The 25,669-nt window shown below is 60.8% G+C and carries 23 protein-coding genes; 10 read left to right on the plus strand and 13 right to left on the minus strand.

Annotated elements, in window-relative coordinates:
* Positions 1–35: 35 nt before the first annotated feature.
* From BB347_RS06265 to BB347_RS06275, 3 genes are all read right to left on the minus strand, one after another.
* Positions 36–818, minus strand: a complete 783-nt coding sequence (locus BB347_RS06265) for a YihY/virulence factor BrkB family protein (RefSeq protein WP_076582056.1) — start codon at positions 816–818, stop codon at positions 36–38.
* 76 nt (positions 819–894) lie between these two features.
* Positions 895–1,671 carry a CAP domain-containing protein gene (locus BB347_RS06270; RefSeq protein WP_076582058.1) on the minus strand — a complete coding sequence of 259 codons (777 nt, stop codon included), beginning with the start codon at positions 1,669–1,671 and terminating at the stop codon, positions 895–897.
* An 83-nt stretch (positions 1,672–1,754) separates the two neighbouring features.
* The gene (locus BB347_RS06275; protein ID WP_076582059.1) at positions 1,755–2,057 is read right to left on the minus strand and encodes a lycopene cyclase domain-containing protein; all 303 of its coding nucleotides are present in this window, start codon (positions 2,055–2,057) and stop codon (positions 1,755–1,757) included.
* A 104-nt stretch (positions 2,058–2,161) separates the two neighbouring features.
* On the opposite strand from BB347_RS06275, the gene BB347_RS06280 reads away from it, so the two are divergent.
* Positions 2,162–3,319: a CBS domain-containing protein gene (locus BB347_RS06280; protein WP_076582061.1), complete on the plus strand. Its 1,158-nt coding sequence runs from the start codon at positions 2,162–2,164 to the stop codon at positions 3,317–3,319.
* Positions 3,320–3,420: 101 nt separating this feature from the next.
* Here BB347_RS06280 and radB read toward each other — a convergent pair whose 3' ends face one another.
* On the minus strand, positions 3,421–4,128 hold the full coding sequence (gene radB / locus BB347_RS06285; RefSeq protein ID WP_076582062.1) for a DNA repair and recombination protein RadB: 708 nt from the start codon (positions 4,126–4,128) through the stop codon (positions 3,421–3,423).
* A gap of 157 nt (positions 4,129–4,285) precedes the next feature.
* On the opposite strand from radB, the gene BB347_RS06290 reads away from it, so the two are divergent.
* Entirely contained in the window at positions 4,286–5,101 is an 816-nt protein-coding gene (locus BB347_RS06290; protein WP_076582064.1) for a hypothetical protein, read from the plus strand.
* Positions 5,102–5,326: 225 nt separating this feature from the next.
* Here BB347_RS06290 and BB347_RS06295 read toward each other — a convergent pair whose 3' ends face one another.
* Positions 5,327–6,775, minus strand: coding sequence for a hypothetical protein (locus BB347_RS06295; protein WP_170872011.1), 1,449 nt, complete (start codon positions 6,773–6,775; stop codon positions 5,327–5,329).
* 785 nt (positions 6,776–7,560) lie between these two features.
* On the opposite strand from BB347_RS06295, the gene BB347_RS19575 reads away from it, so the two are divergent.
* A complete protein-coding gene (locus tag BB347_RS19575; RefSeq protein WP_077202629.1) occupies positions 7,561–8,118 on the plus strand; it encodes a hypothetical protein in 558 nt (185 codons plus the stop codon).
* 109 nt (positions 8,119–8,227) lie between these two features.
* On the opposite strand, the gene larC is transcribed toward BB347_RS19575, so the two are convergent.
* Positions 8,228–9,622, minus strand: coding sequence for a nickel pincer cofactor biosynthesis protein LarC (gene larC / locus BB347_RS06305; RefSeq protein WP_076582070.1), 1,395 nt, complete (start codon positions 9,620–9,622; stop codon positions 8,228–8,230).
* 236 nt (positions 9,623–9,858) lie between these two features.
* On the opposite strand from larC, the gene BB347_RS06310 reads away from it, so the two are divergent.
* From BB347_RS06310 to BB347_RS06320, 3 genes are all read left to right on the plus strand, one after another.
* Complete coding sequence (locus BB347_RS06310) at positions 9,859–12,090, plus strand: CDC48 family AAA ATPase (protein ID WP_076582072.1); 2,232 nt, start codon at positions 9,859–9,861, stop codon at positions 12,088–12,090.
* A 645-nt stretch (positions 12,091–12,735) separates the two neighbouring features.
* Positions 12,736–13,164, plus strand: coding sequence for a hypothetical protein (locus tag BB347_RS06315; RefSeq protein ID WP_076582073.1), 429 nt, complete (start codon positions 12,736–12,738; stop codon positions 13,162–13,164).
* A gap of 559 nt (positions 13,165–13,723) precedes the next feature.
* The gene (locus tag BB347_RS06320) at positions 13,724–14,002 is read left to right on the plus strand and encodes a hypothetical protein (RefSeq protein WP_076582075.1); all 279 of its coding nucleotides are present in this window, start codon (positions 13,724–13,726) and stop codon (positions 14,000–14,002) included.
* A gap of 16 nt (positions 14,003–14,018) precedes the next feature.
* Here BB347_RS06320 and BB347_RS06325 read toward each other — a convergent pair whose 3' ends face one another.
* The 7 genes from BB347_RS06325 to BB347_RS06355 all read right to left on the minus strand — a co-directional run bounded on the left by BB347_RS06325 (position 14,019) and on the right by BB347_RS06355 (position 22,277).
* Positions 14,019–14,945: a DMT family transporter gene (locus BB347_RS06325; RefSeq protein WP_076582076.1), complete on the minus strand. Its 927-nt coding sequence runs from the start codon at positions 14,943–14,945 to the stop codon at positions 14,019–14,021.
* 179 nt (positions 14,946–15,124) lie between these two features.
* Positions 15,125–15,490 (minus strand): DUF7344 domain-containing protein, encoded by a 366-nt coding sequence (locus tag BB347_RS06330; RefSeq protein WP_076582078.1) that lies wholly within the window; start codon positions 15,488–15,490, stop codon positions 15,125–15,127.
* Positions 15,491–15,823: 333 nt separating this feature from the next.
* A complete protein-coding gene (locus BB347_RS06335) occupies positions 15,824–17,140 on the minus strand; it encodes an ABC transporter ATP-binding protein (protein WP_076582080.1) in 1,317 nt (438 codons plus the stop codon).
* Entirely contained in the window at positions 17,137–18,453 is a 1,317-nt protein-coding gene (locus tag BB347_RS06340; RefSeq protein ID WP_076582081.1) for an ABC transporter ATP-binding protein, read from the minus strand. Before BB347_RS06340 ends, BB347_RS06335 begins: the two co-directional genes overlap by 4 nt.
* Position 18,454: 1 nt before the next feature.
* Entirely contained in the window at positions 18,455–19,471 is a 1,017-nt protein-coding gene (locus BB347_RS06345; RefSeq protein ID WP_076582083.1) for an ABC transporter permease, read from the minus strand.
* Positions 19,468–20,457 (minus strand): ABC transporter permease, encoded by a 990-nt coding sequence (locus BB347_RS06350; RefSeq protein ID WP_076582085.1) that lies wholly within the window; start codon positions 20,455–20,457, stop codon positions 19,468–19,470. Before BB347_RS06350 ends, BB347_RS06345 begins: the two co-directional genes overlap by 4 nt.
* 278 nt (positions 20,458–20,735) lie before the next feature.
* Complete coding sequence (locus BB347_RS06355; protein ID WP_076582087.1) at positions 20,736–22,277, minus strand: ABC transporter substrate-binding protein; 1,542 nt, start codon at positions 22,275–22,277, stop codon at positions 20,736–20,738.
* A gap of 231 nt (positions 22,278–22,508) precedes the next feature.
* Here BB347_RS06355 and BB347_RS06360 point away from each other — a divergent pair, with 231 nt between their 5' ends.
* From BB347_RS06360 to BB347_RS06375, 4 genes are all read left to right on the plus strand, one after another.
* Positions 22,509–23,144 carry a ribonuclease H family protein gene (locus tag BB347_RS06360; RefSeq protein WP_076582088.1) on the plus strand — a complete coding sequence of 212 codons (636 nt, stop codon included), beginning with the start codon at positions 22,509–22,511 and terminating at the stop codon, positions 23,142–23,144.
* Between the two features lie 182 nt (positions 23,145–23,326).
* Positions 23,327–24,484: a Gfo/Idh/MocA family protein gene (locus BB347_RS06365; protein ID WP_076582090.1), complete on the plus strand. Its 1,158-nt coding sequence runs from the start codon at positions 23,327–23,329 to the stop codon at positions 24,482–24,484.
* A gap of 195 nt (positions 24,485–24,679) precedes the next feature.
* Positions 24,680–25,150, plus strand: a complete 471-nt coding sequence (locus tag BB347_RS06370) for a DUF2240 family protein (protein ID WP_076582091.1) — start codon at positions 24,680–24,682, stop codon at positions 25,148–25,150.
* 23 nt (positions 25,151–25,173) lie between these two features.
* Positions 25,174–25,557: a hypothetical protein gene (locus BB347_RS06375; RefSeq protein ID WP_076582093.1), complete on the plus strand. Its 384-nt coding sequence runs from the start codon at positions 25,174–25,176 to the stop codon at positions 25,555–25,557.
* The last annotated feature ends 112 nt before the right edge of the window (positions 25,558–25,669 follow it).

The following is a 25,669-nucleotide window of genomic DNA, read 5'->3' on the forward strand; positions in this document are numbered from 1 at the left end:
CTGAATGAACGCGAAGACCCAGTTGGAAGAGAGAATTACTCGGCGAGTGAGGGGTTCGCGAGCACGACGTTGACGACGGCTCCAAGGAGGATGAGGATGCCGGCGAAGTAGAGCCAGGTGACGAAGAGGAGGACCACGCCGACAGCACCGTATGCTTCGTACTGGCCGGCGTTCGCTGCGTAGAGTTGAAACCCACCTTGCAGAATCGTCCAACCGACGGCAGCGACGACAGCACCAGGGAGGATTTCGGTAACATCGACGGAGACCGGCGGTAGCACGTAGTACATCGGTAAGAAGACGAGTATCAGTCCGATCAGCAAGGAGAGCCAGCTAAGCCAACCGCCGAACGGAAGTGCGTCCGCTGCGAGGCCGAGGACCGTTCCGATCAGAATCATTAGCGCGAGTGCACCAGCCCCGGCGAAGATCACGACGAGACCGTCTTTGATCTGATCGACGACCGTCACCTCGACGGCTTCGTCGTAGATTCGCTCGAACGCGAGACTGAGTCCGCGAAAGACCTTGAGCGCACCCCACGTCGAGACGACGAGTGCGACGGCAGTCGCCTGAGACCGGCCGGACTCCGTCGTCAGCGCCTCGACGACGAGTGCTTCGCCTGCTTCCGGCAGGAAGTCTCCGGCAACCAGGATCAGCCGTTCGGCGGTCGCTTCGCCCCCGAGCAGTGAGCCGACGACGAGCGCGAGGAGGACGAGCGGGATCACCGAGACGAACGCGTAATAAGCGAACCCGGCCGCGAGAAAGGAGAGATCACGATCACTCGCAGTCTCGTAGACTGACACGAGCGTATCAGCGACGTTCATACCTGCAGAACGGACGCCACGATTAAAGAAGCGCGAGTCCACTGCAAAATATGGAGACGGCATCGGCTGCCGGTCGTTACCACTGCCGACAGAAGTTGTGCGACGCGTAGACTTCCCCGTCGTCAGTCACGTAAACGCCGACGCCACCGCGATCCCACTCCGGAACGCCCTCTTCCTCGAGAATCGCTTCTCGGTGAGACGTCGAGTTCATCCACTGATCGACGAGTCCGGTGGCGAGTTGCTCTGCGGTCTGGTGCTCGCTGGTTTCGCCGGTGTCCGTATTTTCGACGGGTCGATCGATGTACGTCAGGGCGATGTTCTCGCCGTAGCCCCGACAGTAGTCGTCGACGTCGGTAAAGCGGTCCATCGGCTCCTGTCCGTCGGGATTCGTGTGGTCGAAGTACTCCTGGTCGGCCATATCGTAACTGTGGGCGCGCGCGACGGAGGCGACCGTTCCGTCCCACTCGAGGTCGTCGACGTCGTGGTCGTCCCGACGGTCGTTGACCTCCGCGTGGACGAAGTCTTCGACGGTCTCGGTGTCGATGGTCTCGACGTTGGATTCGTACGTCGACTCACCGGGGTCGTCGGGGTCGGTCGTGTCAGGATCACGCTCACCAGCGGGGGGTGGCTCGGAACTCGGAGACGGCTGTGGGCCCATATCGACGCCGTCCGGTCCGTCGAAGCCGTCGATTCCGTCGATGTCATCGATAACGGCGGGTGCGATAGTGGCCGCGCCGACGACGAGTGCGCCGATGAGCACGACGGTTCCGAAGAGCCGCAAGATCCCTCGGATCACGGCTCGATCGCTGGCGTTTTCGGGACCCGAAGTGGACGGCTGATGGCGATCTCCCATCGGACCAACGGTCGTGAAACCACCATATGATTGTCGTGGTCGGTTGCACGCATTGATAGTCAATTCCTTCGTGTACGTGATGGTTACTCGGTCCCAAAGATCGTCTCGTGAAACCCAACGACGAGTCCAGGAACGACTACCATGAACAGGTGTTCCTCGAGTGGGATGCCGGCGATATCGATCCCGGTTCGGAGTTTGATGTCGAAAACGCCGACGGCGAGGGTGTATCGGTCCCAGAGATACGCGATTGGATACAGTGCAAGGATCGTACCCCCTGCCTTTCTGAGTGCGTTTGCGCGGTACAGTAAGACGGCGGCGACCGCACCCCAGAAGAGTTCAGTCGCGAGATAGGTGTACCGTCCGAGGACACTGATATCGAGTGTCATACTGCCCGTTCTACACGCAGGCGCAAAATGGTGCGTCTTCGTCCCACCCGGCTAAAACGGGCGGTATGTTCAAAAGCCCTGAGACAGTATATCATTGCGTAACGATGAATATCGCTGATATCGCCACCCGAGATTTCATCGAAGTCGACGTTGGCACACGTATGGGGAAAGTCCGTTCGACCTTCGAGGATGGCAACCCCAAAGGAATTATCGTCACCGACGATGGGGAGTACGAAGGCGTCATCAGCGAACGGGAGATACTCCAATCCCACGTCGAGGACGACGCGAAGGTAGCCGCACTCACCAAACCGAGTCGCAACTCGCCGGCACCGAAGGTCGCTCGAGACGAAGACGTTCGAGAGACCGCCCGCGTGCTCGTCGAGAGCAACTCCAAGGTCGCGCCGGTCTTCGAACACGACGACCTCTGGGGCGTCATCACGGACGACGCGATTCTCGAGGCCGTCCTCGAGAACCTCGACGCGCTTACCGTCGACGATATCTTCACCGACGATCCGGTCACGCTGTCCGAGGACGACGGCGTCGGGAAGGCGATCAACCACCTGCGAGAACACGGCATCTCGCGTCTGCCCGTCCTCAACGAGAACGGGTACCTCTCCGGTGTCGTCACGACCCACGACATCGCCGACTTCGTCATCAGAGAGAATCACACCACGACGACGGGTGATCGCGTCGGTGACTCCCAGCGACTGCTCGACGTTCCCATCTACGACATCATGAACAGCCCCGTCGAGACGACGACGCTCGACGCCACCGCGAAAGCGGCTGTCGAGCAGATGCTCGAACTCGATTACGCGGGGCTTATGGTTACGCCCGAGGACGACGACCGAACCGTCATCGGCGTCATCACCAAGACGGACGTCCTCCGTGCACTCACCTTCACCGAAGAGGAGTACATGGACGTCCAGATCACCAACATTTCGATGCTCGACACCATCACTCGAGAGTCGATCGTCCAGAGCATCGAGGGAGTCTCCGATAAGTACGCGGACATGCAGGTGATGCACGCGCACGTGCGTTTCCACGAACACAACGAGAAGCTCCGTGGCACGCCACTCGTCCAGTGTCAGGTTCGACTCCGGACCAACAAAGGACAGGTCGCCGGCACCGGCGAAGGATACGGGGCCGAGAACGCCTTCCGCGTCGCTGTCGACAAACTCGAGCGAAACGTTCTCGAGATCAAAGGAATCACGAGCGACGAGGAGTACCGCGGCCAACTCCTGCGAAAGCTCAACGAAATCTAGTAATTCGGCTCCACATCTACCGGCTCGGCTACCCGATTCGAGCCGTCACTGACGAACCGACCATTTTCGTGCTGTCACAGCCGCCGACCGTTTTCGTGCTGTCACAGCCGGGACGACTCGTCGCCACCCTCGAGGCCGTTGTCCGTAATTCGAAACTGCGTCGACTCGCCGACGGCTTTCGAGCGGTGTTTCTCGAGCGTCGCCCGTCGATTGCCGCCGCGAAAGCGCTCGAGGCGGAGGACAACGCCGGTCCAGTGCTCGAGCGTGTTCCCGCCGAGTCCGCGCGTTCGGTCGGCCTCGGGGTCGCTGAAGACCTGATTCGTCAGGACGACCGCGAGGTCGTGCTTTCGGGCGAGCGAGAGGAGGTGTGTCACCTGCCGAGTGACCTTCCGCAGCGCCTGCCCGCCGTCGTTATCGCCAGTTCGCTCGAGACGATAGAATCCGGTCGCGCTGTCGAGGACGATCAGATCGGCGCGTTCGGCGAACTCTTCTGCGTCGCGGACGGCTTCTGCCTGTTCGTCGAAGTCGAGGGCGTCTTCGATGACGATTCGCGAGGCGACGTCCTCGACGTCTTCGTCGGGAACGGACGCCGTGAGAAGCTGCTGGAATCGATCCACCGAGACGCCCTCGGTGTCGATGTAGACCGCCGTCCCACCGGCGGCGGCCGTGTCGACGGCAGCTGACAGCGCGAGGTTCGTCTTACCCGCTGCCGGCGGGCCGTACAACTGCGTGACGGTCCCACGTTCGAATCCCCCACCGAGTAGCTCGTCGACCGGGTCACAGCCGGTCGGGATCGCCTCGTCGTTCACGAGTCGAGTTTGGTGGTTGCGGGCAAAAAGGCCCCGGAACCGGCCTGAAGACAGGGTCATCGAGACGAAACGCCAGCCGTGAATAGGCCGACTAATTCACACGAGATGGAGAGCCAATGCGCGTACGTTTATTCCGCTCGGTCGCCAACGTGCGCTCGTGATCGTCGTCGCCACCGCAGACTTCGAACTCTATCACGGCGTCGTCAACGAGCTTCGTGAACGGGGCTCAGAGTTCACGACTGTCGAACCCAACGACGAACTCCCCGAGCGCGTCGCAGTCGTCGTCACCGGCCCCGAGCACGCCGATTCGTTTCCCGACGTGACGACGATCGTCGCCGATCCGGACGACCCTCGGCGAGCGGTCGATCAGGCGCTCACTGCCGTTCGGGGCGACGGTGGCCGGGTGATAATCGGCGTCGACCCGGGGCGGAAACCCGGCATCGCCGTGCTCGCGGGCGACGTCGTTGTCGCAGCGTTCCAGGTCCCTCTCTCGGATGCCGTCGACGTGATCCAGCGCGAAGCGAACGAAGCGGCGGCTCCGATCGTCCGCATCGGTGACGGCTCTCGACTCCAGAGCGCATCGCTCGTCAACGACCTCGAGGACGTAACGGTCGAACTGGTCGACGAAACCGGAACGACGCCGTATCTGGGCACCGGCTCGAGGGGGATGGGAGACGTCCTCGCGGCCGCGAATATCGCCAGGCTCGAGGGAGAGGTCGTCGAGACGCGACAGATCGATCCGACCGCGGGCGAGTTGCAGGTGATCAAGGACCGATCACGCGAACAGAGCGACGGGAATCGTGCGATCGACGACCTTCTCGCACGTCGCGTTGCCGCCGGCGAGTTGTCGATCGAAGAAGCGCTCTCAGAACACCGGACGGCGGGATCGGGTGGCGACTCGAGTGGATCGAACGAGGAGTTGGACCAACCCGATGAAGCCGAAGACGACCACGGCAGCGATCGGAGGCAGTAGTCGTTCTCCTCCAGTGAACGAGTGAAACGCGACGTCGCCCTCGCGGAGACGTCCTCGCGGGTATCGAACATCCGTCGGCCGGAGACGTTCGTCGAGTGGTCGCAGTGGCGCTGGTTGTCGGATTCGTCAGGTATCGTCGGTTGCGTTCTTTCGAGTGTGGCTCCACTCGAGCCAACGGCTCACGAGGTGAACGCGCCAAGAAAAAGCTGTGAGTCGAAATCGGTTCTACGAGGCGACGCCGACGTTCGACGCGGAGATGCCACCGGTCTGGACGTTCTCGTTCTCCTGCATAGTGATCTGCACGGAGTCTGCATCACCTTCGTCGTCGGCAATCGCGATCGATGCGTGTTGTTCGTCGTAGTTGCCCTGCTCCACTAGTTGGGACTGCTCGAGTGCGGCAGTTGCATCCTGAGTCACGTCGCTGGTCTGTTCGGCGCTCGTGTCGAAGTCGTAGGACATGCCCGGTGCGTCCTCGACGTCTTCGCCGCCGACGGTGACGGTCGAACTCGAGGTGTGACCGTCGGTGTCGAAGACGAGACCTGGGCCAGCGTAGACGTTGAGCGCTTCGGCGAAGCCGACCTGCGCGTTGTAGTTTTGCTGGTGGGCCAGTTGGACCGCCGAAGCCTCACTGTTGTCGGTCGCGATCGCGACCGCAGTGTTCTGCAGATTGACGTTCAGTTGTTCGACCGACTGCTCCTGATCGACGCTCGAGGTGGCAGTCTGTGAGTCGTCCTTGTCGTCTTTCTTGTCGTCTTCAGGCATTTCCGTGTCGACGACGCTACTTTCGGCCTCTGCGCCAGCCGTTGCAACGTTCATCCCGCCCATCGAGGCGAAGATGTTCTCAGCATCGGCGGAGGCGATCTGGTCGTTGAGGTTGGTCTGGTCGGATATCTGGATCGACGTTGCAGTGGAGTTTTCACCGACGGCGATGGCGACTGCACCGCTTTGCTCGTTGATGTTCGCCTGTTCGACGCCTTGTTCTTGATCAACCAGTTCTGCTTCGCTCTGGTCGACGTACTCGCCGCCGCCAGCGTAGATGTTTGCTGCGTTCGCAGCTCCCTCTTGGAGGTTCTCGTTGTGCTGGTCGGTCTGTTGGAGTGCAGTTGCGTCACTCTCGTCCGCAGCGAACGCGAACGCCGTACTCTGTTCGTTGACGTTCGCCTGTGCAACGTCCTGGCTCTGGGTTACGCTGGCTTCGGCTGACTGCGTGACCGTCTCTTTGTCGTCTTTCTCGCCAGCGACTCCCCAGCCATCGTACTGCTGGTTGTCGCCGTTACCCATCAGGAGGTAGACGTCACCGACGTCTTCGAACTGCGTTTCTTCGGTGTCGGCAGCCTCGTTCTCGGTGGATGCCTCACCCGTCTGGGCGTTCGCGTTCATCTGGTTCGCCTCCTGGACGGCCGTTGCTTCGCCGCCGTCGATCGAGATGGAAGCCGCTTCACCCTGTTCGTGGACGTTCACCTGATCGACGTCCTGATGTTGAATGACTTCTGTCGTGTCGTCTGCGTTTTCAGGATCGTCGACCGCGTGTTCTTCGACGTACTCCTCGAGCGACTGATCTTCGAGATCAGCGCCAAAGACCAAGTAGAGGTCTTCACCGTTCTCGAGTGCGTGTACGTTGTCTGCACCGCCACTGTCACCAGCCATTGCCGCGGGTGCGCCTCCGGCGAGCATCGCTATGGAAACGATACAGGCCAGGAAAGCTGCTGTATATCGTGATCGTCTCGTGTCTGTGTCTGTCATGATGTTTTCCGTTGCGTCTGTGAGTGTCGTTCGTTGCTGAAATTCTGCGACGCGAACCATCCTATCCCGATGAGTACCTTTGTTATCTACAAATTGCCAAAGAGATGAAGTGGGCTACCGAATAGAATAATCTCCTTTCTCGAGAGAAATCAGTTGCTTCGGTCGTTGCCACACATCATCGAATCCGACTTGTGTCCGACTAATTGACAGCGATCGAGAGTGATGGATGGCGCTCCTAACAGGCTATTACTGGTCCGAATACCGACCGTTTTCCGACAGGAGGATTCAATTTTGATACAAAATATTAAATTGTGGACTGTTCCTCGAGTGCAATCCGTTAATTCGGTGCAGACGGGAACCGGTGAACTGCTTTAATGAGGCAAATTTTGACCGTAACAACTGAACTGTTGTGCAATGAACTAACGTTCAGCCTCAAAATATGAGTGCTAGAGCTAGAACAGTTTAGAATCGATGAGTAGTTAATAATCTCTCATAACCGATAAGCGCACCCATAGGGGCTGCTAGACCACTCGTTCGAATTGAAACGGTTGCCCGGGTTCAAATGGCTCCCCAGTAACAGCATCGACCGGGCAACGCACCACGAGGATGGACAACATGACGGGGGTCACGAGAACGACCACGTCACTCGAAGAGCGATCTCGAATCGTGTGTCCTGTGGTGGCGTTTGCACGCCCGATCCCAACACACTACTAACAATGAAACGCGCACTCACAGCACTACTGACGCTCGCGATGATCGGCAGCCTCATGTTTATGGGGTTCGCTGGAACGGCAGCTGCACAGGAAGAAACTGACGCGGTAAACAACGTGGAGATTTCACAGGAGAACAACAACGCACAGGTTGGAATCTCCGGTGCATTCGCCGCGAGTGATACCACGAGCGCTGACGACCCTGAGCCGAACTGCAACGGCCAGTGTGACAGCGCCAACGATGGGCCAACTGATGGCGTCTCTGCAACGTCGTCCGTTGACCAGACCCAAAACCTCGCACAGGGTAACTCCGCAACCGTCGGCGACCAGACTGCGGTTGACATCGGCGACATTGACGTTGGCCTCGGCGCTGAGGACCCAGAGGAGGATGAGAACGACAACGACGAGAACGATAACGGCGAGAACGATAACGGCGAGAACGACAACGACGAGAACGATAACGGCGAGAACGATAACGGCGAGAACGATAACGGCGAGAACGACAACGGCGAGAACGATAACGGCGAGAACGATAACGGCGAGAACGACAACGGCGACGAATAACGCCGCGTAGCCTACTTAGTTCGTTTATTTTTTTGCGTATCGTCCCGAGGAGTAGATCGGCTAATCAATCTGGTACCCTCTCCTTCGAGCGACAGATTTTACGGAAAGGTTAGTGCTCGGTGTGTACCTCGTGTTCGGCGAGTCGTCGTATCTCTCGAATCGGTTCACCAGTTTCTGCCGCGATCGTGGCCGCGTCGTCGTACTCTGCACTCACGTCGTACACCGTGCCCTCCTCGTCGCTGGCAACCTTGACGGTCACGTCGTAGGTCTCTCCCTCGAGCGAGAGTTCGACCGTCTCGAACTCCCGATTCGCGATCCAACGGTGGGTAGCCCCGGCATCCCGAACGCCGAGCGTCCCTGTCTCTTCGGCCAGCGCTCGAGCGACACGCTCCCGATCAGCGGGCTTACAGATGACCTTCACGAGGTGGCCGGGGCGGGACTTCTTCATCGTCGCGGGGAGAATCGAAACGTCCCGCGCGCCCGCGTCCGCGAGTGTTTCCTGTAACCCGCCGAGGACCTCCGGCGTCGCGTCGTCTAGATTCGTCTCGAGGACGGCGATATCGTCCTTCTCGAGGCCGCCGCGTGCTCCGCTGTCCCCGACGAGCACGCGAAGGACGTTCGGGTGCGGATCGAGGTCGTAGCCACCCGCCCCGTAACCGGAGCCCTCGAGGTCGAGCGTCGGCAGCGACTCGATGCCGTCCGCGAGGTGAGCCAAAATCGCCGCGCCGGTGGGCGTCAGGAGTTCGGTTTCGACGGGACCGCCGCGAAGCGACCACTCAGCCCGCTGAGCGAGTTCGACGACCGCCGGGGTCGGGACTGGATACTCGCCGTGGCTCATCGACACGGTGCCACCGCCCGTCGCGAGCGGCGTGGTCACGATTCGTTCGATCTCGAGGTCGTGCACCAAGAGGGTCGCACCGACGATGTCCGCGATGGCGTCGTCGGCCCCGACTTCGTGGAAGTGGATCTCCTCGAGCGACTCCCCGTGGACGCTCGCCTCGGCTTCGCCGAGGAGTTCGAAAATCGCGAGCGCGTCGGCCTCGACTGCCGACTCGAGGCCCATCGCTTCGACGATCTCGCGGACCTCGAGATAGCTTCGGTGGGGACCGTGTCCCTCGGCGTGTGCGTGGGAGTGGCCGTGGGAATGGCTGTGGTCGTGGGAATGGTTGTGGTCGTGGGAATGGTCGTGATCGTCAGCGTCACCGTGTTCGTGATCGTGACCGTTGTCGCGCTCGTGAGAGTGGTCGTGACTATCCCCGTCACCGTGTTCGTGGGAGTGGCCGTCTTCACTACCGTCGTCGGCCGTTTCGTCTCGATCTGTCAGGTAGACATCGACCGTCGTCGCGGAAATCCCGGATTTGACGGTCTCGCCGATTCGGTATTCGACCTCGAGTGCGTCGGTGACGGGTTCTAAGGCGTCGGGGTCCGCGCCGGCATCGAGCAAGGCGGCGAGGATCATGTCGCCGCTTGCGCCCATGCGCCCGTCGAACGCGAGCGTTTTCATAAATAGACGGCTGTGAGGCACGGCTAAAAAGCCATCTTCTCAGTGCCACCGTCTCCCTCGAGATCGAGGGGACGGAGATGTGTCGGTACCCCCAAAACCGACCGATGCCGGTACAGCTATGTGTGTACCTGTGGGAGTTATCCATGGTAGCATTTAGCACAGGAAATGACTTGGGCTAGCAAAAAAACTATCCGCGCACGAGGCGGAGACACAGACAAGGCCGTCCATCCCGAATCATGAACGAAGTTCAACTGGAGGTTGCGAAGGCATACCCGAACGACTCGGGTCGTGGTATCGCCCGACTCGACCCGGACACGCTGTTACATCTGAAGCTCAGTCCGGGCGACATCATCGAAATTGAAGGTGCAGATACGACCGCCGCGAAGGTGTGGCGGGCCGACCGGCAGGACTGGAATACGGATACCGTCCGTATCGACGGGTTCACGCGCCAGAACGCCGACGTAGGGATCGGCGAGCGTGTGACGATCCGGAAAGCCGAGGCCACGAAGGCCGACAAACTCACCCTCGCCCCACCCGAGGAGGCGTCGGTGCAGTTCGGCTCCGACGCGGCCGGCATGGTCAAACGTCAGATCCTCAAACGGCCGGTCGTCGGCCGTGACATCGTCCCGGTTATGTCCTCGACGAACCACCCATTCATGCGGTCGCCCGGACAGGCGATTCCGCTCATCGCCGTCGAGACGGAGCCGGAAGGCGTCGTCCTGATCACCGAGGACACCGACGTAGAACTCCGCGAAGAGCCGATCAGCGGCTTCGAGAAGACCGGAGGCGGGATCACCTACGAGGACATCGGCGGGCTCCAAAACGAGATCCAACGGGTCCGCGAGATGGTCGAACTGCCGATGAAACACCCCCAGATCTTCAAGAAACTGGGGATCGAACCGCCACAGGGCGTCTTGCTTCACGGGCCGCCCGGAACCGGGAAGACCCTGCTCGCGAAAGCCGTCGCCAACGAAACCTCCGCGAGTTTCTTCTCCATCGCCGGGCCAGAGATTATCTCGAAGTACTACGGCGAATCCGAACAGCAACTCCGGGAAATCTTCGAGGACGCGAGCGAGGAGTCGCCGTCGATCATCTTCATCGACGAACTCGACTCGATCGCACCGAAACGCGAGGACGTCACCGGCGAAGTCGAACGCCGCGTCGTCGCCCAACTGCTGACGATGATGGACGGCCTCGAGGCTCGAGGGCAGGTCATCGTCATCGCGGCCACGAACCGCGTCGATTCGGTCGACCCCGCACTGCGTCGACCCGGTCGATTCGACCGCGAGATCGAAATCGGCGTCCCGGACGAGGTGGGTCGCGAGGAGATCCTGCAGATCCACACCCGCGGTATGCCCCTCTCCGACGACGTCAGCCTCGGTCACCTGGCCGACGAGACCCACGGCTTCGTCGGCGCTGACATCGAGAGTCTGACGAAAGAGGCTGCGATGAAGGCCCTGCGCCGGTACTTACCGGAGATCGACTTGGACGAGGAGGACATCCCGCCGAGCCTGATCGACCGGATGATCGTCAAGCGCGAGGACTTCCGGGGCGCGCTCAACGAGGTCGAACCCTCGGCGATGCGGGAGGTGCTCGTCGAACTACCGAAAATCTCCTGGGACGACGTCGGCGGTCTTCACTCCGCGAAAGAGCAGGTTCAGGAGTCCGTCGAGTGGCCGCTGAACAACCCCGGTCGATTCGATCGGCTCGGAATCGATCCGCCGGCCGGCGTCTTGCTCTACGGGCCACCCGGAACCGGGAAGACGCTCATGGCGAAAGCCGTGGCCAACGAGACGAACGCGAACTTCATCTCGGTCCGTGGGCCACAGTTGCTCTCGAAGTGGGTCGGCGAATCGGAGAAGGCCATCCGGCAGACCTTCCGCAAGGCGCGCCAGGTCTCCCCGACGGTGATCTTCTTCGACGAACTCGACGCCCTCGCACCCGGCCGAGGCGGCGAGGTCGGCTCGAACGTCTCCGAGCGAGTCGTCAATCAACTCCTCACCGAACTCGACGGCCTCGAGGAAATGGAGAACGTGATGGTCATCGGCGCGACCAACCGACCTGACATGATCGATCCCGCACTCCTGCGCTCGGGTCGGTTCGACCGCCTCGTCATGATCGGCGAACCCGACATCGACGGCCGCGAGCGAATCCTCGAGATTCACACCGAGGACACGCCTCTCGCGGCGGACGTGACGCTGCGTGAAATCGCGGAGATCACGGACGGCTACGTCGGCAGCGACCTCGAGTCGATCGCTCGAGAGTCGGCAATTGAGGCACTCCGTGAGGATCACGAAGCCGATATCGTCGAGATGCGCCACTTCAGGCAGGCGATGGAGAACGTTCGGCCGACGATCACCGACGACATCCTCGAGTACTACGAGCAGATCGAAGAGGAGTTCCAGGGCGGCGGTTCGGGCGGTCCCGGGCCGACGGGTCGACGCGGCAGCCGAATCGGCTTCCAGTAACCGGCTTTGGTCGGTTTCGAAATTGGTCGCCTTTTTCAGCTGATTCGGTTCCTCCACTGAGGTCGTCTGGACGTCACTGTGAAGTTCTCCGTTCGCCGCTGATTCCCTTCGACCGTCACCACATCTCTCCGTTCATCGTCGATTCACGTCTTCCGTTCGTTTCCAGTCCAAGTCGCTCGTCGCACAGCTTCTTTGTTCAAACTCACACCTGAAACTGAATTCGGCGATTCGACAACTACGCGTGCGTATTGACCGCTGGGGTTCCTTCCAATCAGCGTATTTCTTCGGAAGGTCCTGATGGATACACAGCGCATATGTGTCAATTGCTCCAGTTGGAACCCCATCGCTGGAACCATGAGTGAGTTGGTTAATTCATCGAAGATAATTATCACATATGCTACTGTTGCTTATTTGTCCGTCTTTGTGGCTTGTGAGCTTGTCGATGAGATCTGTCGTACAAGACGCCCATCACGCAGGTCACTACCAGTAGTCGAAGAGGCACCACTAAATGTCGGAAGTCTTATGGGTTACAATGGGGGCCTGCTGAATGGAGACCACCTACAAAATATAAATATCAATGAACATACTACCTTGTGTGCTGGTGTCTGACGAGAATTTATATGGGTAGGGAAGCCCTCAAGAGATATGAGTAGCGATTCGAAGGAATCCACGCAAGGCGTCAAACAGAATCAATCCCCTGAGACAGACGACACTTCATCTGCGACTGACACGCCCGAAACGCAACCTCTGTCGATAACGCTGCCAGACGGGAGTGAGAACGTTGCTGACGCGATTGTCACACATAGAGAGATGCTGGCTGATCCCCATGAACATGGGTTGGCGACTGATGAAGACATCTCGCATCTCTCAAAAGCGATGGAAACATTCTCGGATAGACTTGACAAAACCACCCAACAGTACGACGAGACTCAATCGCAGACCGATGAACTCCAAAATCTCGTGGAACAACAACAGCAACAAATCAACGAACTGCAATCGGTAGTCATCTCACTCGCAGATATTCTCGGGACCGAAGCAGAGTGGACAACGTTCAACGACACAGAAGAAGCCTAGAGGACCTCTTCCGAACGTATGACAAGCCCGAAGTTTAGTACCAGCAGTTGGTAATCTCCTACTGAAGGACCCGAAAGAAAATCACTGCCGCTCGGTCACTCTCACAGCGTTACGGACCTGTAATCTCGATTGGTTGAATCTGATTGAATAGAGGGGTCAAACGATGTACGTCTGCGCTCTATTCAGCAGGTCGATATTTCACGTTCCTCTCTGAATAGAGAAATCGTATTTTCCACTCTTGATACGATTCGGTGCCCGCTCGAGCGAACGCACGTCGGTTCGTGAGCCGTGACGACAGACTAGTGATGTGTGTGTCCGAATTCGGCTCACATTCACGCAGATTCAGCGTTCCAATGGTCGATTACGACGTGCATACTCGCGGCTTCTCCCTCGGAATGGCTGTTTGTCGGTGGACATCGGATTCGGGGACGGAATCCAGCCTCGCCGAAGATGTTCGGGTAATGGGCAACTACGTGGGATGAATTGAGCGTGTCTGTGGCAAACGTTCGCACTGGTATATGTGCTGGCGTCGATTCTGTGAGGTGTATCACCCAAAGCAATGGCGAGCCCACCCACAGAACGTGAGAGTCGCGCCGATCCGACCCGCAGCACACTCGAGGACGACGAGCGGACGCACCGAGCGCTCGAAGAACGCGTGCCGTCGCTCGCGAAGCCGATTCGGGTGACCGGCTTCTGGGGCGGCATTATTCTCCCCGTATTCTACGTTCCGTTGCTCGTGACCGGATTGTCGACGTCGTTCGAATTTTTGCTCTTTCTCGGTCTCGTCGCGCTCAATCTCCTCGCGTTGTACGTCGGACGGGTTCACAGACAGCAGTAGTTGACGTGCTATCCCGTTATTCACTCGAGAATCGACGGACGAGGTGATCGAACTCGCTTCGAATGGCCGTTCGTTTGACGAGGACGAAGCCTGCCGCGATGAATCCGAAGCCGACGACCGTGGCGGCGTCGACGACTTCGCCCAGATACAGCCAGCCGAAGAGCGCGGCGAAGACGGGGGCGACGTATGAGACCATGTTGATCTCGACAGCACCCAATCGCTCGAGTAGGTCGAAGTAAAGTAAAAAGCCGATCGCACTCGCAACCAGGGCCAGGTAGCCGAGTGCGCCGAGTGCTTCGGGGTGCGTCCACGCTGTCGGCTCGAGTGGTTCGCCAAGCGCGAGACTGACGGCGTGCATCACGAACGCGCCGCCGAGCATCGACCAGGCCTCGAGCGTTTCGATGGGGAGCGTGGCCTCGAGCGAACGGGTGATCACGCCGCCGAGGGCGAACGCGGTCGCGGCACAGAAGACCAAGAGAATCGCGACGACGTCTGTCGTCAGCAGCTGTTCTGGATCCGGTCGTGCGACGAGGCCGACGCCGACGAGTCCGAAGGCCAGTCCCACGATGCCGACGCTCGAGAGTGCATCCGTCGGGGTGAGTACTCGAGCGAAGCCGGTGGTCAACACGGGCGAGAGGCTCACGACGATGGCCGCCGCGGCTGCCGTCGTGTGCTGTTGTCCGACGAACAAGAAGACGTGGTACGCCGCGATCAAGAGCGTGGCACCGACGGCGACGAGGAGCCACTCACCGCGACGGGTCGGATACCAGTCGTCGACGGCGTAGATGGCGTAGGCGAGCATGAGCACGCCGGCAATATCGTAGCGAAAGGCGGCGAACAAAACGGGTGGAAAGTGCTCGAGGCCCGCGCTGATGGCGACGAACGCGGTGCCCCAGATTCCCGCGAGGGTGACGAAGAGGAGGGCGTTCCGGTATCTGCGCACACGGGACATCGACGGAGTATCGTTCTACGTGTTTCGATTCGTCCGTCTTCGGCCGCTCAGACGACGGTTATCGTTCGCCCCTGCAGACCACCCACAGGTACCCTATCCGGGCGAGGCTCACAGGAAGTGGCGACGTTCTCCAGACGCCATCCCCGCCAATCGAGTCGAAAAGTGGCCGCTTACAGCGACGGCAGTTCGCGAATCTTCGGATCTTCTTCGGTCTGTTTGAACTGGGTCAACAGCGGTTTGATGTCCTCGAACCCTTCAGTGAGAACGATGTCGCCGCTGCGGAGGTCGTAGTCGACGATGTCGTAGTCAGCCAGCCGCGGCAGGTGATTGTGAACGAGCGAGATGTAGATTTGCTGGCGGCGCGCCTCGTCGACCGTCGTCGGGTCCGCGTCGAACTTCCAGGCGGCGATGCCGTCGGTAATTTCGTCGATATTTGCACCGTGACGGTCTGTCAACTGATACAATACGTATCGTCGCTCGGGTTCCGACAGAAGCGAACAGGCGGCTTCCATCCGAGTTGTAGACGTCTCGTTCATACCCGAGGCCAGGAACTGGTGGGTATTACACCTACGGCCAACACAGATTGGTCGACCTGTCCAATCCGACAACCACCCAGATGCACTATTTCGTCGGACTCGAGCACTATAGTGGGGGATATCGACTCACGAGGCCGCAAAATATTTCTACTAATCACACAGGAAATAAATTCTATCCAACACACCGCTCTGTCCAACACACCGAAACTCGAGGGTGGGCAAATCCATGCAGACTCGAGAGTGGGCATAGTGATACTCGGCGTCGTTCCAATCCACGCAGACTGGACCGTTCACACAGCGACGACTCACATCAATTGCTCGGACCGAGACGACTCACAACTGCGGGTTCGTCTCCGCGAACGGATCTGAACCGTCGGTATAGAGGTGACACGCGACGGGGTGGTCTCCGTTCTCGAGTGTCGGTTGCTTCCGTTCGCAGACGCTTTCGTAGGCCTCGCGCAATCGAGTTGCCGCCTCGTCCCAGTTTTCGTCGGCCAGTTCGGCGAGCGCCTCGTCGACGATTCGGTCGTGTCGAGGCGGCAAATCGGTGTCGAGCAGTCGCGTTCTGAGCGTCTCGACGAATTCGGGGATGTCTTCCTCCGGAATCCCCCCCGAGGTGGGATCGAACTGGCCGTCGTCCCCGACGGACTCGAGGGAGATGTCCCGACGTTCGACTCGCTCGCGAAGGGTCATAATGGCGCGGTAGGCCTGCTGGTCGAGGTCGAGTTCGTCGGGCGGAATGACGTTCGGACACCGCGTTCTGAACCGACAGCCGCTGGGCGGGTCTCGCGGGGAGGGAACGTCTCCGGCGAGCGTCTCTCGGTCGCGTTCTCGTTCGTCGGTCGAGGCTCGAGGCACGCTCTCGAGGAGCGCCTGGGTGTAGGGGTGTTTTGGATCCTCGAAGAGGGCCTCGACGGGGCCGACTTCGACGATTTCGCCGAGGTACATCACGGCGACGCGGTCACAGACGTGGCGAATCACGGAGAGATCGTGACTGATCAGCAAGTAGGTGAGGTCGAACTCGTTCTGGAGATCGTCGAGCAGGTTCAACACCTGTGCCTGTACCGAGACGTCGAGCGCCGATGTCGGTTCGTCCAGCACGATAAAGTCGGGTTCCAGTGCGAGCGCACGCGCGATGCCGATGCGCTGGCGCTGGCCACCGGAGAACTCGTGTGGATACCGATCGAGTTGATCCGCAGCGAGGCCGACGCGTTCGAGTAACTCACGAACTCGCTCGCGTCGCTGCTCGGTCGTCCCCACGCCGTGGATGTCGAGTGGTTGCCTGATGATGCTTCCGACCGTCATTCGCGGGTCGAGACTCGAGAACGGGTCCTGAAAGACGATCTGTGACTCGCTGCGAAACGCCTGGAGATCGCTTCCGGACAGTTCGGCGACTGGTTCGCCGTCGAACTCGACGCGTCCGTCCGTTGGCTCTTGCAGTCTGAGGATGGTCTCGCCCGCGGTCGACTTGCCACAGCCGGACTCGCCGACGAGCCCGAGCGTCTCTCCCCGGTAGATATCGAGGCTCACGCCGTCGACGGCCCGGACCGGGACCGCCTCGTCGCCGAACAGTCGGTCGACGATCGAATCGTTCTCCCAGAAGTACTTCTCGAGGTCCTCGACGCGGACGAGTGGCTCGTCGATGCTCATTTCGTTTCACCTCCGGACTCCTCGAGCGGCGGCTGTTCGACCGGCGGCTGGGCTTCGGTCGATTCCTCCGGCCGTTCGTCCCGGGCTCCGTCCGTCGTCTCCCCGAAGTAGTCCGCCGGAAGCGCTCGTGACTCGTCGTAGGCCATCTCGGTCAAGACACACCGTGCTGCGTGCTCCTCACTCCCCGCTGCGTCGTACTCCGGCGGGTGCTCGAGACACTCGTCCATCGCCTTCGGGCAGCGATCGGCGAAGTGACAGCGATCGGCCATCTCGTGGTCGAGCAGGCTCGGGACGTTTCCGGGTATCGGCTCGAGGCGGCCGCCGACTCCTTCCAGATCGGGAATCGATCCCAGCAGCCCCTCGGTGTAGGGGTGGACGTGGTCGTCGAAGACGTCCGTAAGGTGGCCGCGCTCGACGATTTCGCCGGCGTACATCACGCCGACCCGGTCACACATCCGCGCGACGACGCCGAGGTTGTGCGTGATGAGGAGGATGGTCATCCCCGTTTCCGCCTGCAGGTCGTCGAGCAAGTCCAGAATCTGCGCCTGAATCGTCACGTCGAGTGCCGTCGTCGGTTCGTCGGCGATCAACACGTCCGGCTCCCCGGCGAGCGCTTGCGCGATCATCGCCCGCTGGAGCATCCCGCCGGAGTACTCGTGGGGGTACTCGTCGGCTCGTTCGATCGGGTCGGGAATGCCGACCAACTCGAGCAGTTCGACGGCCCGTTCGCGACTCGACTCGCTGACGTATCGCTGGGAGGGGAGCACCGTCGAGAGGAGGAAGTTGCTCATCGAGTACGCCTCGGAGTTGGTTCTGGCGCGCGTCGAACGCGGATTCGCGCTCGCTCGGCGCTGGACCTCGACGGCCTCGGCGAGTTGCTCGCCGACGGTGAGACTCGGATTGAAACTGCTCTCGGGATCCTGGAAGATCATGCTGAACGCGGAGCCCCGCAACGAATCTCGAACTCGTTCCGGCACGGCTCGCAGATTGACGTAGTCGCCGTCGACCGCGTCGGGGTGGTCGTCGCGGACCGCCTCGGCCAGGTCGGGTTCGTCGAACCAGATTTCGCCGTCGGTGATCCGACCCGGCGACTCGATCAGGTCGACGATCGATCGCGCGGTGACGCTCTTGCCGCTGCCGCTCTCGCCGACGATGCCGACGATTTCGCCGCGTTCGATCCGCAAGTCGAGATCGGAGACGGCGTTTACCTGTCCCTGTTCCGTGAAGAACCGCGTCGAGAGGCCCTCGACGCGGAGGATGTCGTCTGTACTCCAGTCGTCCGATTGCTGCGTATCTGGCGCGTTCTCTATCATGTTAGCCGGCACCTCCGCCCTCGCCCTCGATATTCGGGTCGAGGGAATCCCGGAGCCAGTCGCCCAGGAGGTTGATGCTGATCACGGCGAGTACGATCGCGATACCCGGCACCGTCGCGATCCACCACGCGGTCGCGAGGTAGTCCTGACCCTGTTGGATCTCGTAGCCCCACGAGAGCGTCGTCCCCGAGAATCCCAGGTACGAAAGCGAACTCTCGAGGAGGATGATCGCGGCGACCTGAATCGTCGCGAGTACGATCACCGGCGTGAGGCTGTTGGGCAGGACGTGCCTGAGCAGGATCGTCCGATTGGGCGCACCGAGGCTCTTCGCCGCTTTGACGTACTCCTCGTTGCGGATCGACATGGCCTCGCCGCGAGCGACGCGGGCGAACCAGACCCACGTGACGAGGGCGACGACCAGCGTGACGGTTCCCGGGAGAACGGCGTACTCGGGCATCCCCTCCGCGAAGCCGGCCATCACGATCGGGTCGGGAATGTACTGCGTGCTGGGTCCGAAGACGCCGATGAGCGCGATCGCGAGGACGAGCGACGGGAACGCGAGCATGATGTCCGCGATCCGCATCATGCCGTCGTCGATCCGACCGCCGTAGTAGCCCGAGACGAGGCCGAAGGGGACGCCGAACGCAGTCGCTAACCCCGTTCCGAGTAAGCCCACGAGGAGCGACGTTCGGGCACCGAAGAGGACCCTCGAGAACACGTCCTGCCCGATGTTGTTCGTGCCGAGGTAGTGCTCGTCGCTCGGTTCGACGGTGTAGCTCACCCGTTCTTGCCCGTCCTCACCCTCCTCCCACATGTGGGTGTCGTGTTCGACGCCCATCGGCGGGTAGGGGTTGCCGTGCTCGTCGAAGTTTCCGGTCGTGTTCGGATTGTGCGTCGCGAGGACTGGTGCGAACAGCGCCAGCAGGATGATCGCGATCGCAATCGCGAGACCGACCTTCGCGAGCAGGCTCTCGTTCCACTCCCGGCGCAGGTTCGATTTGAGTCGGTCGGGGATCATTCGTCGACCACCCGCGGGTTGAGGTAGGCGTACAGCGAGTCGACGAAGATGTTGATCACGACGAAGCCGACGCCGATGAAGATGATGATACCCTGGATGAGCGGCCAGTCGAGCGCGTAAATGGCGTTGATCAGCCGCAAGCCCAGTCCGGGCCAGGAGAAGACCGTTTCGGTGATGACCGCGCCGCCGATCAGCGTGCCGAGTTGGAGTCCGAGCACGGTGATGATCGGGATCATCGTGTTTCGCAGGACGTGCTTGTACCGGATCAAAACGCCCGGCAGCCCCTTCGCCTCAGTGGCTGTCACGTACGGCTTCCCCAGTTCGTCGATCATGCCGCTTCGGGTGAGCCGGGTGATCAACGCCGTGAAGTACGTCCCGAGAGCGATCGCGGGAAGCGTGATGTGACGCAGCCACGTCACGAGGTCGTGTGCGTAGCCGGTCGTGATCAGGGAGTGCATCGCGTCGGCGAACCCGACCGGACGTTGCCCCGTCGGGAAGAGTCCGAACTGGACGGCCAACACGAGGATCAGCATGATCCCGAGCCAGAAGTTCGGCGTGCTGATCCCGACCAGCGAGAACAGCGTCGCCCCGTAATCGGAGGGCTGATTTCGTCTCGTCGCGCTGATCACGCCCAACGGAATCGCGATGACGACCGCGACGACGGTTGCCGCGATCGCCAACTCGAGCGTGGCGGGGACTCGTTCGATAACCATCGTCGAAACCTCCCGACTCGACTGGTAGGAGTAGCCGAGGTCGCCGACGACGAGCCCTTGCAGGTACTCGACGTACTGCACGTAAATCGGGTCGTTCAGCCCGAGATCCTCGCGAATCTGCTCGCGTAGCTCCGGCGAGGCCGCGGGGTCGACGATCAGGTTCACCGGATCTCCGGGCGAGACGGCTCGGAGCCCGAACGTGACCGTGACGACTCCCCAGATGACGACGAACCCTTGCAGGATGCGTTTGACCAGGAACTTTCCGTACGACATCGAGTGTGGTGTAGTGTGGTGTGGCTGGGTTAGTGTGGTTGCTGTCGGTCAGTGTGCCTCGAGCCGACCGGGCGAAGTCGACGAACCAGCGTGACCCTCGAGACGGCAGTGTCGGGTGTCCCGAGGGCGATCTGGATCGGGCGATTGCGGCCGGATCAGTCGATTGCGGCCGGACCGGTTCCGATCAGTCCGTCGCTCGCTCGAGTGAGGGAGTCTCCCTCGAGTGGTGTCAGCTCGTCTCTCGTTTGATCTCCTCTCTTCCGTTCAGTTCTCGTCTGTCAGCCCATCTCCTCCGCGTAGAGGCTCTCGTCGGCGCGTGGCTCCCACTCGAGATCGTCGCGGACGCCGTAGATACTCTCCTCTAGGTGGAGGAACACCCACGGTGCCTCCTCTCTGAGTTGTTCGTTGATGTCCTGGAGTTGCTCCTCTCGCTCGTCCTCGTCGTCGATCTGTTGGCTCTCGAGGAGTTGCTCCTCGATGTCCTCGTCGGCGAAGTTGAACTGGCCGCCCCCGCTCGTGAACCACGGTGAGAGCCCGTAGTCGGCGTCGCCGGTCGGATTCCCCCACCCGAGCAGGAAGAAGGGAATTTCCTCGTAATCGGGCCCTTCTCCCGCCGCGTCGGAGACGTCGTCGAACGGAACGGTTTCGAAATCACAGTCGACGTTCTCGAGTTGGTCGATCTGATCGGCCGCGGTCTGGGCGACCTCGGCGTCGTTGAGATATCGTCCCTCCATCGTGTAGAGCGTGATCTCCTCTCCCGCGTAGCCGCTCTCTTCGACCAGTTCTTCGGCCTGACTTTGATCCTGTTCGTAGGGCTCGAGGTCCGGGTTGTAGCCGAAGAGTCCCTCGGGAATGGGCTGAGTCATCGGCTCGCCGAACTGGCCGAGAATCGAGTCGATGATTCCCTGGTTGTCGACCGCGTAATTCATCGCCTGCCGGAACTCCTGACTGTCGAAGGGTTCGATTTCGTTTTTCATCACCAGGAAGATGTTTCGGTTGCTGGTGACGTTTCGAATCTCGATGCCGTCGTCGGTGTCGACGTCGTCGACGTCCGTCGGCGGCACGTTGACGACGAGGTCGCTTTCGCCGGTCTGGACCGCGCCCACGCGGGAACTCGATTCGGCGGCCGCGTTGATCCGCACGCGTTCGTACGCCGGTTCGTCGCCCCAGTAGTCGTCGAAACGCGTGAAGACGGCTTGCACGTCGGGTTCGTACTCCTCGAGTTCGTAGGGACCGGTTCCCATCATGTCGCCGTCGATCGGTTGCTCCTGGTCTTCGACCCACTCTTCGTTGACGGCGCGACAGAAGCTCGCGAGCTGGAACTCGACGAGCGACTCCGAACCCTCGTGTTCGACGATCACCGTGGTGTCGTCCTCGGCTTCCGCGCCGGTGACGGTCGTGAGACCGGCCACCTGGTCGCTCGCGAAGCCGACGTCTTCGTCGACCTGTCGCCGCAACGTGTAGGCGACGTCGCTCGCGGTGAGGTCCTCCCCGTTGTGAAAGACGACGTCGTCTCTGAGCTCGAGTTCGACAACCCCGTCGTCGGGGTGGCTCCACTCCGTGACGACGCGTTCTTCGATTTCACCGTCTTCCGTCACCTCGAACATCGGCTCGTAGACCTGATCGAAGACGTTGTAGTACGGTGTCGCGTTGTGATCGTTCGGGTCGGTGTTTTCGACGAACTCACCCTGTGTGATGACCAGTTCGTCGGTGTCTTCCCCCTCCTCGCCGAGACAACCAGCGACTGCGACTACAGACGTTGCGCCAACGGCTGTCAGAAACGACCGTCGTGTTGAATTCTCGTGTGGCACCCATGCCATAAGGAAACATAGGACACGACAATATATAGGTATGATGACACAAATAGGATTCGGTGAAATACTGGTTCAGATGTTCGTTTGTTCCAGTGACATGATCCGCATGTGTCCATCTCGACAATAGTTTAGTATACGTTCCGTACCATATTCTTCGACCCGTGCACTCGCCGACAATTCGTGTCAACAGATGTCATGGGCAGAATAGTTAAGGGCGCAAATCCCATAGTCGCCTTCATGGCCGCTCACGGCCGGTCCGCACTGCGGGACCTGTTCGACGAGTCGCCCACACCCCACATCGCCCACCCGCCACGGACCCATCATCGTGACTTCTACGTCGCTACCGACGGGTCCTTCCGGAAATCGGGCGGTGGGCTGGGCGCCGTAATCGAAACACGCGACGGCACCCGCGTCGCCCGCGTTGCGACCATGGATTCACCGCCCGACAACAACGTCGCCGAGTATCGTGCACTCCACCTCGGTCTCGACGTGCTGGCAGCCCGTGCGCCTCGAGACGCACGCGTCGGCGTCCTCATCGACCACGACGCCCTCGCCAGCAACGTCAACAGCACGATCCTCGCGAGGAACCATCCGGACGGGAAACCGCCGCGTCCGGTCTCCGTGCCACCCGCCACTCGCTATCACTGGCGGGGCATTCAGGCACGGCTCAACGGCTTCGGCGAAGTCCGTGCCGCACGCATCGATAGCGACCAAAACCCGGCACACCCACTCGCGAACGAACCCGGTCGCTATCGACACGTCAACCACGAACCCGACCGCTGTGTCCTCCCCGAAACGCCCAAACCAGCCGCGAACGAGTTTCCGCCACCGTCTCGAGCGAATCGAAACGGCGGCGGAAGAGCGTCGGACTGAGAAATCGACAGACTATCGGCCCCAATGAATGTCGATCTTCTCTTTAACGGTACCGATACCGTTCCTCGAGGCTGACTGTCGGCAAATATAGGTGGTCTATACTATACGTCCGCTTCATGTCACCGCTACGTTCTCAATATAATCTATTCGAAACTAATGTGTGTTGACTAGTCTGCTCTCATATGGTCGTTCAAACCGCAGTCGTTGGGGCAGGAACCGTATCGCGTTCACACCTCGCAGGCGTTCGCAAACATCCCGATATGGAACTCGTGGCAGTTTGTGATCTCGACGAACAACGGGCCCGGGAACGGGCGCGGGAGTTCGGGACGATGGCCGTCACTGACTACACTGAACTGCTCGACGAACTCGACTGTGTGCACGTTTGTACGCCGGTTCAGACTCACTTCGAAATCGCGAAGCGAGCGATCGAGGCGGGCGTCGCCGTCGTCATCGAGAAGCCCTCGACCGTCACCGCCGAGGAGGTCGAGAAACTCGAGGAACTCGCGACGGAACACGATGTCCCGGCGACAGTAATTCACAACCACCTCTTTTACCCCGCCGTCCGGAAGGTTCGTCGGATGATCGACGACGGTGAACTCGGAGAGATCAGGTCGGTCAACACGCTCTACGCCGGCCTCACGCCGCCGGATATGGTCAACCGAGGTTCCTGGGTATTCGAACTGCCGGGAGGCGAGTTCGAGGAGGGCCTCCCCCACCCGATCTACTCGCTGCTCGGCATCGGTGGTCTCCCTGCCAGTGAGGCAGACCTCTCCGCCCAGACGGTGCTCTCGCGTGAGTACGACGACGACTTCAGCTACGACCAGGCACAGGTCCAGTACGTCTCTCGAGATGGGGCACTCTGCAACGTCACGATGCTCTCGGGAACGCTCTCCCAGCGACTCCACGTCGTCACCGGCTCGGAGCAATCGGTGATCCTCGACGAGATTAATCAGTCGATCTACCAGATCGACGAGGAGTACACCAACTCGGTCGTCACCCGATCGAAGAAAGGATTCGACCTCTCGGCGGCCCAACTGCGCAGCACGCTCGAGAACGCGAAATCCGTCGCCGTCTCGCGCTTCGACGACAGTTGGGAAACCGAGGCGAAGACGGACTCACACAGCGCGATTATCGGCGAGTTCGTCGAGGCTATCGAGGGAGACGGCGAGGTCCCCGTCTCCCTCGAACAGTCGCGGTGGACGATCCGGGTGCTCGAGGAAATCCGCGAGTCGGCACGACGCCGCGTCGGTGATCTCGAGAAGATGGCCAGTGACGGAACTGACGCCGCGGACCCGCAGGCGGACGTCGACGCCGAGGCGACCGTCGACGCTGAGTTGTAATCTGTCAACTCCCTTTGCGCCGCCTCTCAGCCGGCTACCCCCAGTGTAGCCGACCACCTACCGATCAGAGCACGTTTCATCCAACATGTCACTGTCCACCCGTCTCGCGCGTGGCGTGACGGCGAGCGTGGCTCGCCCGGCGGCCGTCGGTCGAAGACCGCCACCGTTATCTCGTCGTTCGAGCGAACACTGTTCATGAGCCTCCGGGTCGCCGTCGCCGCCCCGTTCATTCAGAACGGCACGCAGTGTTTGCAGGAAAACGAGTTCGTCGTGGCGCTCTCGCTCGATCGAGACTGGTTCTCCCCCGACCAATCGAAGCGATTGCTCGACGTCGCGACGCGTGAGGGGCTCCTCGAGCACACGGATGACGGACTCGAGGCGACGTTCGACCCGTCTTCGGTGACGGTGCCGGAGGAGTTTTCGCCGGACGACGACCTGCTCAGAGAGCGCTCGCCGTTCGAACGCGTTCTCGATACTCTCGTTGCGGAGGGCGTCGAGAAACACGAGGCCGTCGGCGCGATCAACACACTCCAGCAAGAACTCGGTGTGACGATCGAGACCGCAGCGGTCGTCTACGCCCGGCGGGAAGGGATCGACGTGAGCGAGCTGGCACCCGTTGCACGGTCGTCGCTCCAGGCCGAGGACGCGGAAGCCGAAGGGCGTTAATCCCCACAGCCCCATCCGTTTCTATGGTCGAAACGCGAATCACCGACGGCCGCCGGATCGCCGAACTGCTCGCGTCCGAACTCGACGGCCGCGAAGACGGCACGCTCGAGTCGACTCGCGTCACCAACGCCGACGGGGACGTCGAGCCGACAGCCGACGGCGCGCGAGCCTACGATGTGACGGTCTCCGACGAGCGAATCGCGCGGGTGTTCGTCCACGAGGACCGCGCACGACTCGAGTTCGAGGTCGGGCAGGATGTCGCCGCCGAAACGGCCACCGACCTCGAGTTACGCGTCCGACCCAAGGCGACGGAGCCGCCGCGAACGCTCGTCTTTCTCGAGAGCGGCGCGGCGACGAAGCGGGGGTCGGACGTCGTCCAGGCCGTTACGCGCTCGCTGTCTGAGTGAGAGCCACTACTCTCTTACTAGCCCACTCTTATGTATAGATTTTGATAGGATGTTGGCTACTGTCTATCCGAAATACTTCGAAAGCGGAACTGTCTTTCACCGATCAAAACAG

Origin of the sequence: Natronorubrum daqingense, assembly GCF_001971705.1 — an archaeon.
GTDB lineage: Archaea > Halobacteriota > Halobacteria > Halobacteriales > Natrialbaceae > Natronorubrum > Natronorubrum daqingense.

Bases quoted from the DNA above. Each gene is read 5' to 3' on its own strand.
- BB347_RS06340 (WP_076582081.1), bottom strand. From the start codon at position 18,453: ATGATAGAGAACGCGCCAGATACGCAGCAATCGGACGACTGGAGTACA.
- BB347_RS06335 (WP_076582080.1), bottom strand. From the start codon at position 17,140: ATGAGCATCGACGAGCCACTCGTCCGCGTCGAGGACCTCGAGAAGTAC.
- BB347_RS06270 (WP_076582058.1), bottom strand. From the start codon at position 1,671: ATGGGAGATCGCCATCAGCCGTCCACTTCGGGTCCCGAAAACGCCAGC.
- BB347_RS06320 (WP_076582075.1), top strand. From the start codon at position 13,724: ATGGCGAGCCCACCCACAGAACGTGAGAGTCGCGCCGATCCGACCCGC.
- BB347_RS06265 (WP_076582056.1), bottom strand. From the start codon at position 818: ATGAACGTCGCTGATACGCTCGTGTCAGTCTACGAGACTGCGAGTGAT.
- BB347_RS06295 (WP_170872011.1), bottom strand. From the start codon at position 6,775: ATGCTCGCCGGAGGCGCACCCGCGGCAATGGCTGGTGACAGTGGCGGT.
- BB347_RS06330 (WP_076582078.1), bottom strand. From the start codon at position 15,490: ATGAACGAGACGTCTACAACTCGGATGGAAGCCGCCTGTTCGCTTCTG.
- larC (WP_076582070.1), bottom strand. From the start codon at position 9,622: ATGAAAACGCTCGCGTTCGACGGGCGCATGGGCGCAAGCGGCGACATG.
- BB347_RS06375 (WP_076582093.1), top strand. From the start codon at position 25,174: ATGGTCGAAACGCGAATCACCGACGGCCGCCGGATCGCCGAACTGCTC.
- BB347_RS06310 (WP_076582072.1), top strand. From the start codon at position 9,859: ATGAACGAAGTTCAACTGGAGGTTGCGAAGGCATACCCGAACGACTCG.
- BB347_RS06360 (WP_076582088.1), top strand. From the start codon at position 22,509: ATGGCCGCTCACGGCCGGTCCGCACTGCGGGACCTGTTCGACGAGTCG.
- BB347_RS06315 (WP_076582073.1), top strand. From the start codon at position 12,736: ATGAGTAGCGATTCGAAGGAATCCACGCAAGGCGTCAAACAGAATCAA.
- BB347_RS06365 (WP_076582090.1), top strand. From the start codon at position 23,327: ATGGTCGTTCAAACCGCAGTCGTTGGGGCAGGAACCGTATCGCGTTCA.
- BB347_RS06275 (WP_076582059.1), bottom strand. From the start codon at position 2,057: ATGACACTCGATATCAGTGTCCTCGGACGGTACACCTATCTCGCGACT.
- BB347_RS19575 (WP_077202629.1), top strand. From the start codon at position 7,561: ATGAAACGCGCACTCACAGCACTACTGACGCTCGCGATGATCGGCAGC.
- BB347_RS06370 (WP_076582091.1), top strand. From the start codon at position 24,680: ATGAGCCTCCGGGTCGCCGTCGCCGCCCCGTTCATTCAGAACGGCACG.
- BB347_RS06350 (WP_076582085.1), bottom strand. From the start codon at position 20,457: ATGTCGTACGGAAAGTTCCTGGTCAAACGCATCCTGCAAGGGTTCGTC.
- BB347_RS06280 (WP_076582061.1), top strand. From the start codon at position 2,162: ATGAATATCGCTGATATCGCCACCCGAGATTTCATCGAAGTCGACGTT.
- BB347_RS06355 (WP_076582087.1), bottom strand. From the start codon at position 22,277: ATGGCATGGGTGCCACACGAGAATTCAACACGACGGTCGTTTCTGACA.
- BB347_RS06345 (WP_076582083.1), bottom strand. From the start codon at position 19,471: ATGATCCCCGACCGACTCAAATCGAACCTGCGCCGGGAGTGGAACGAG.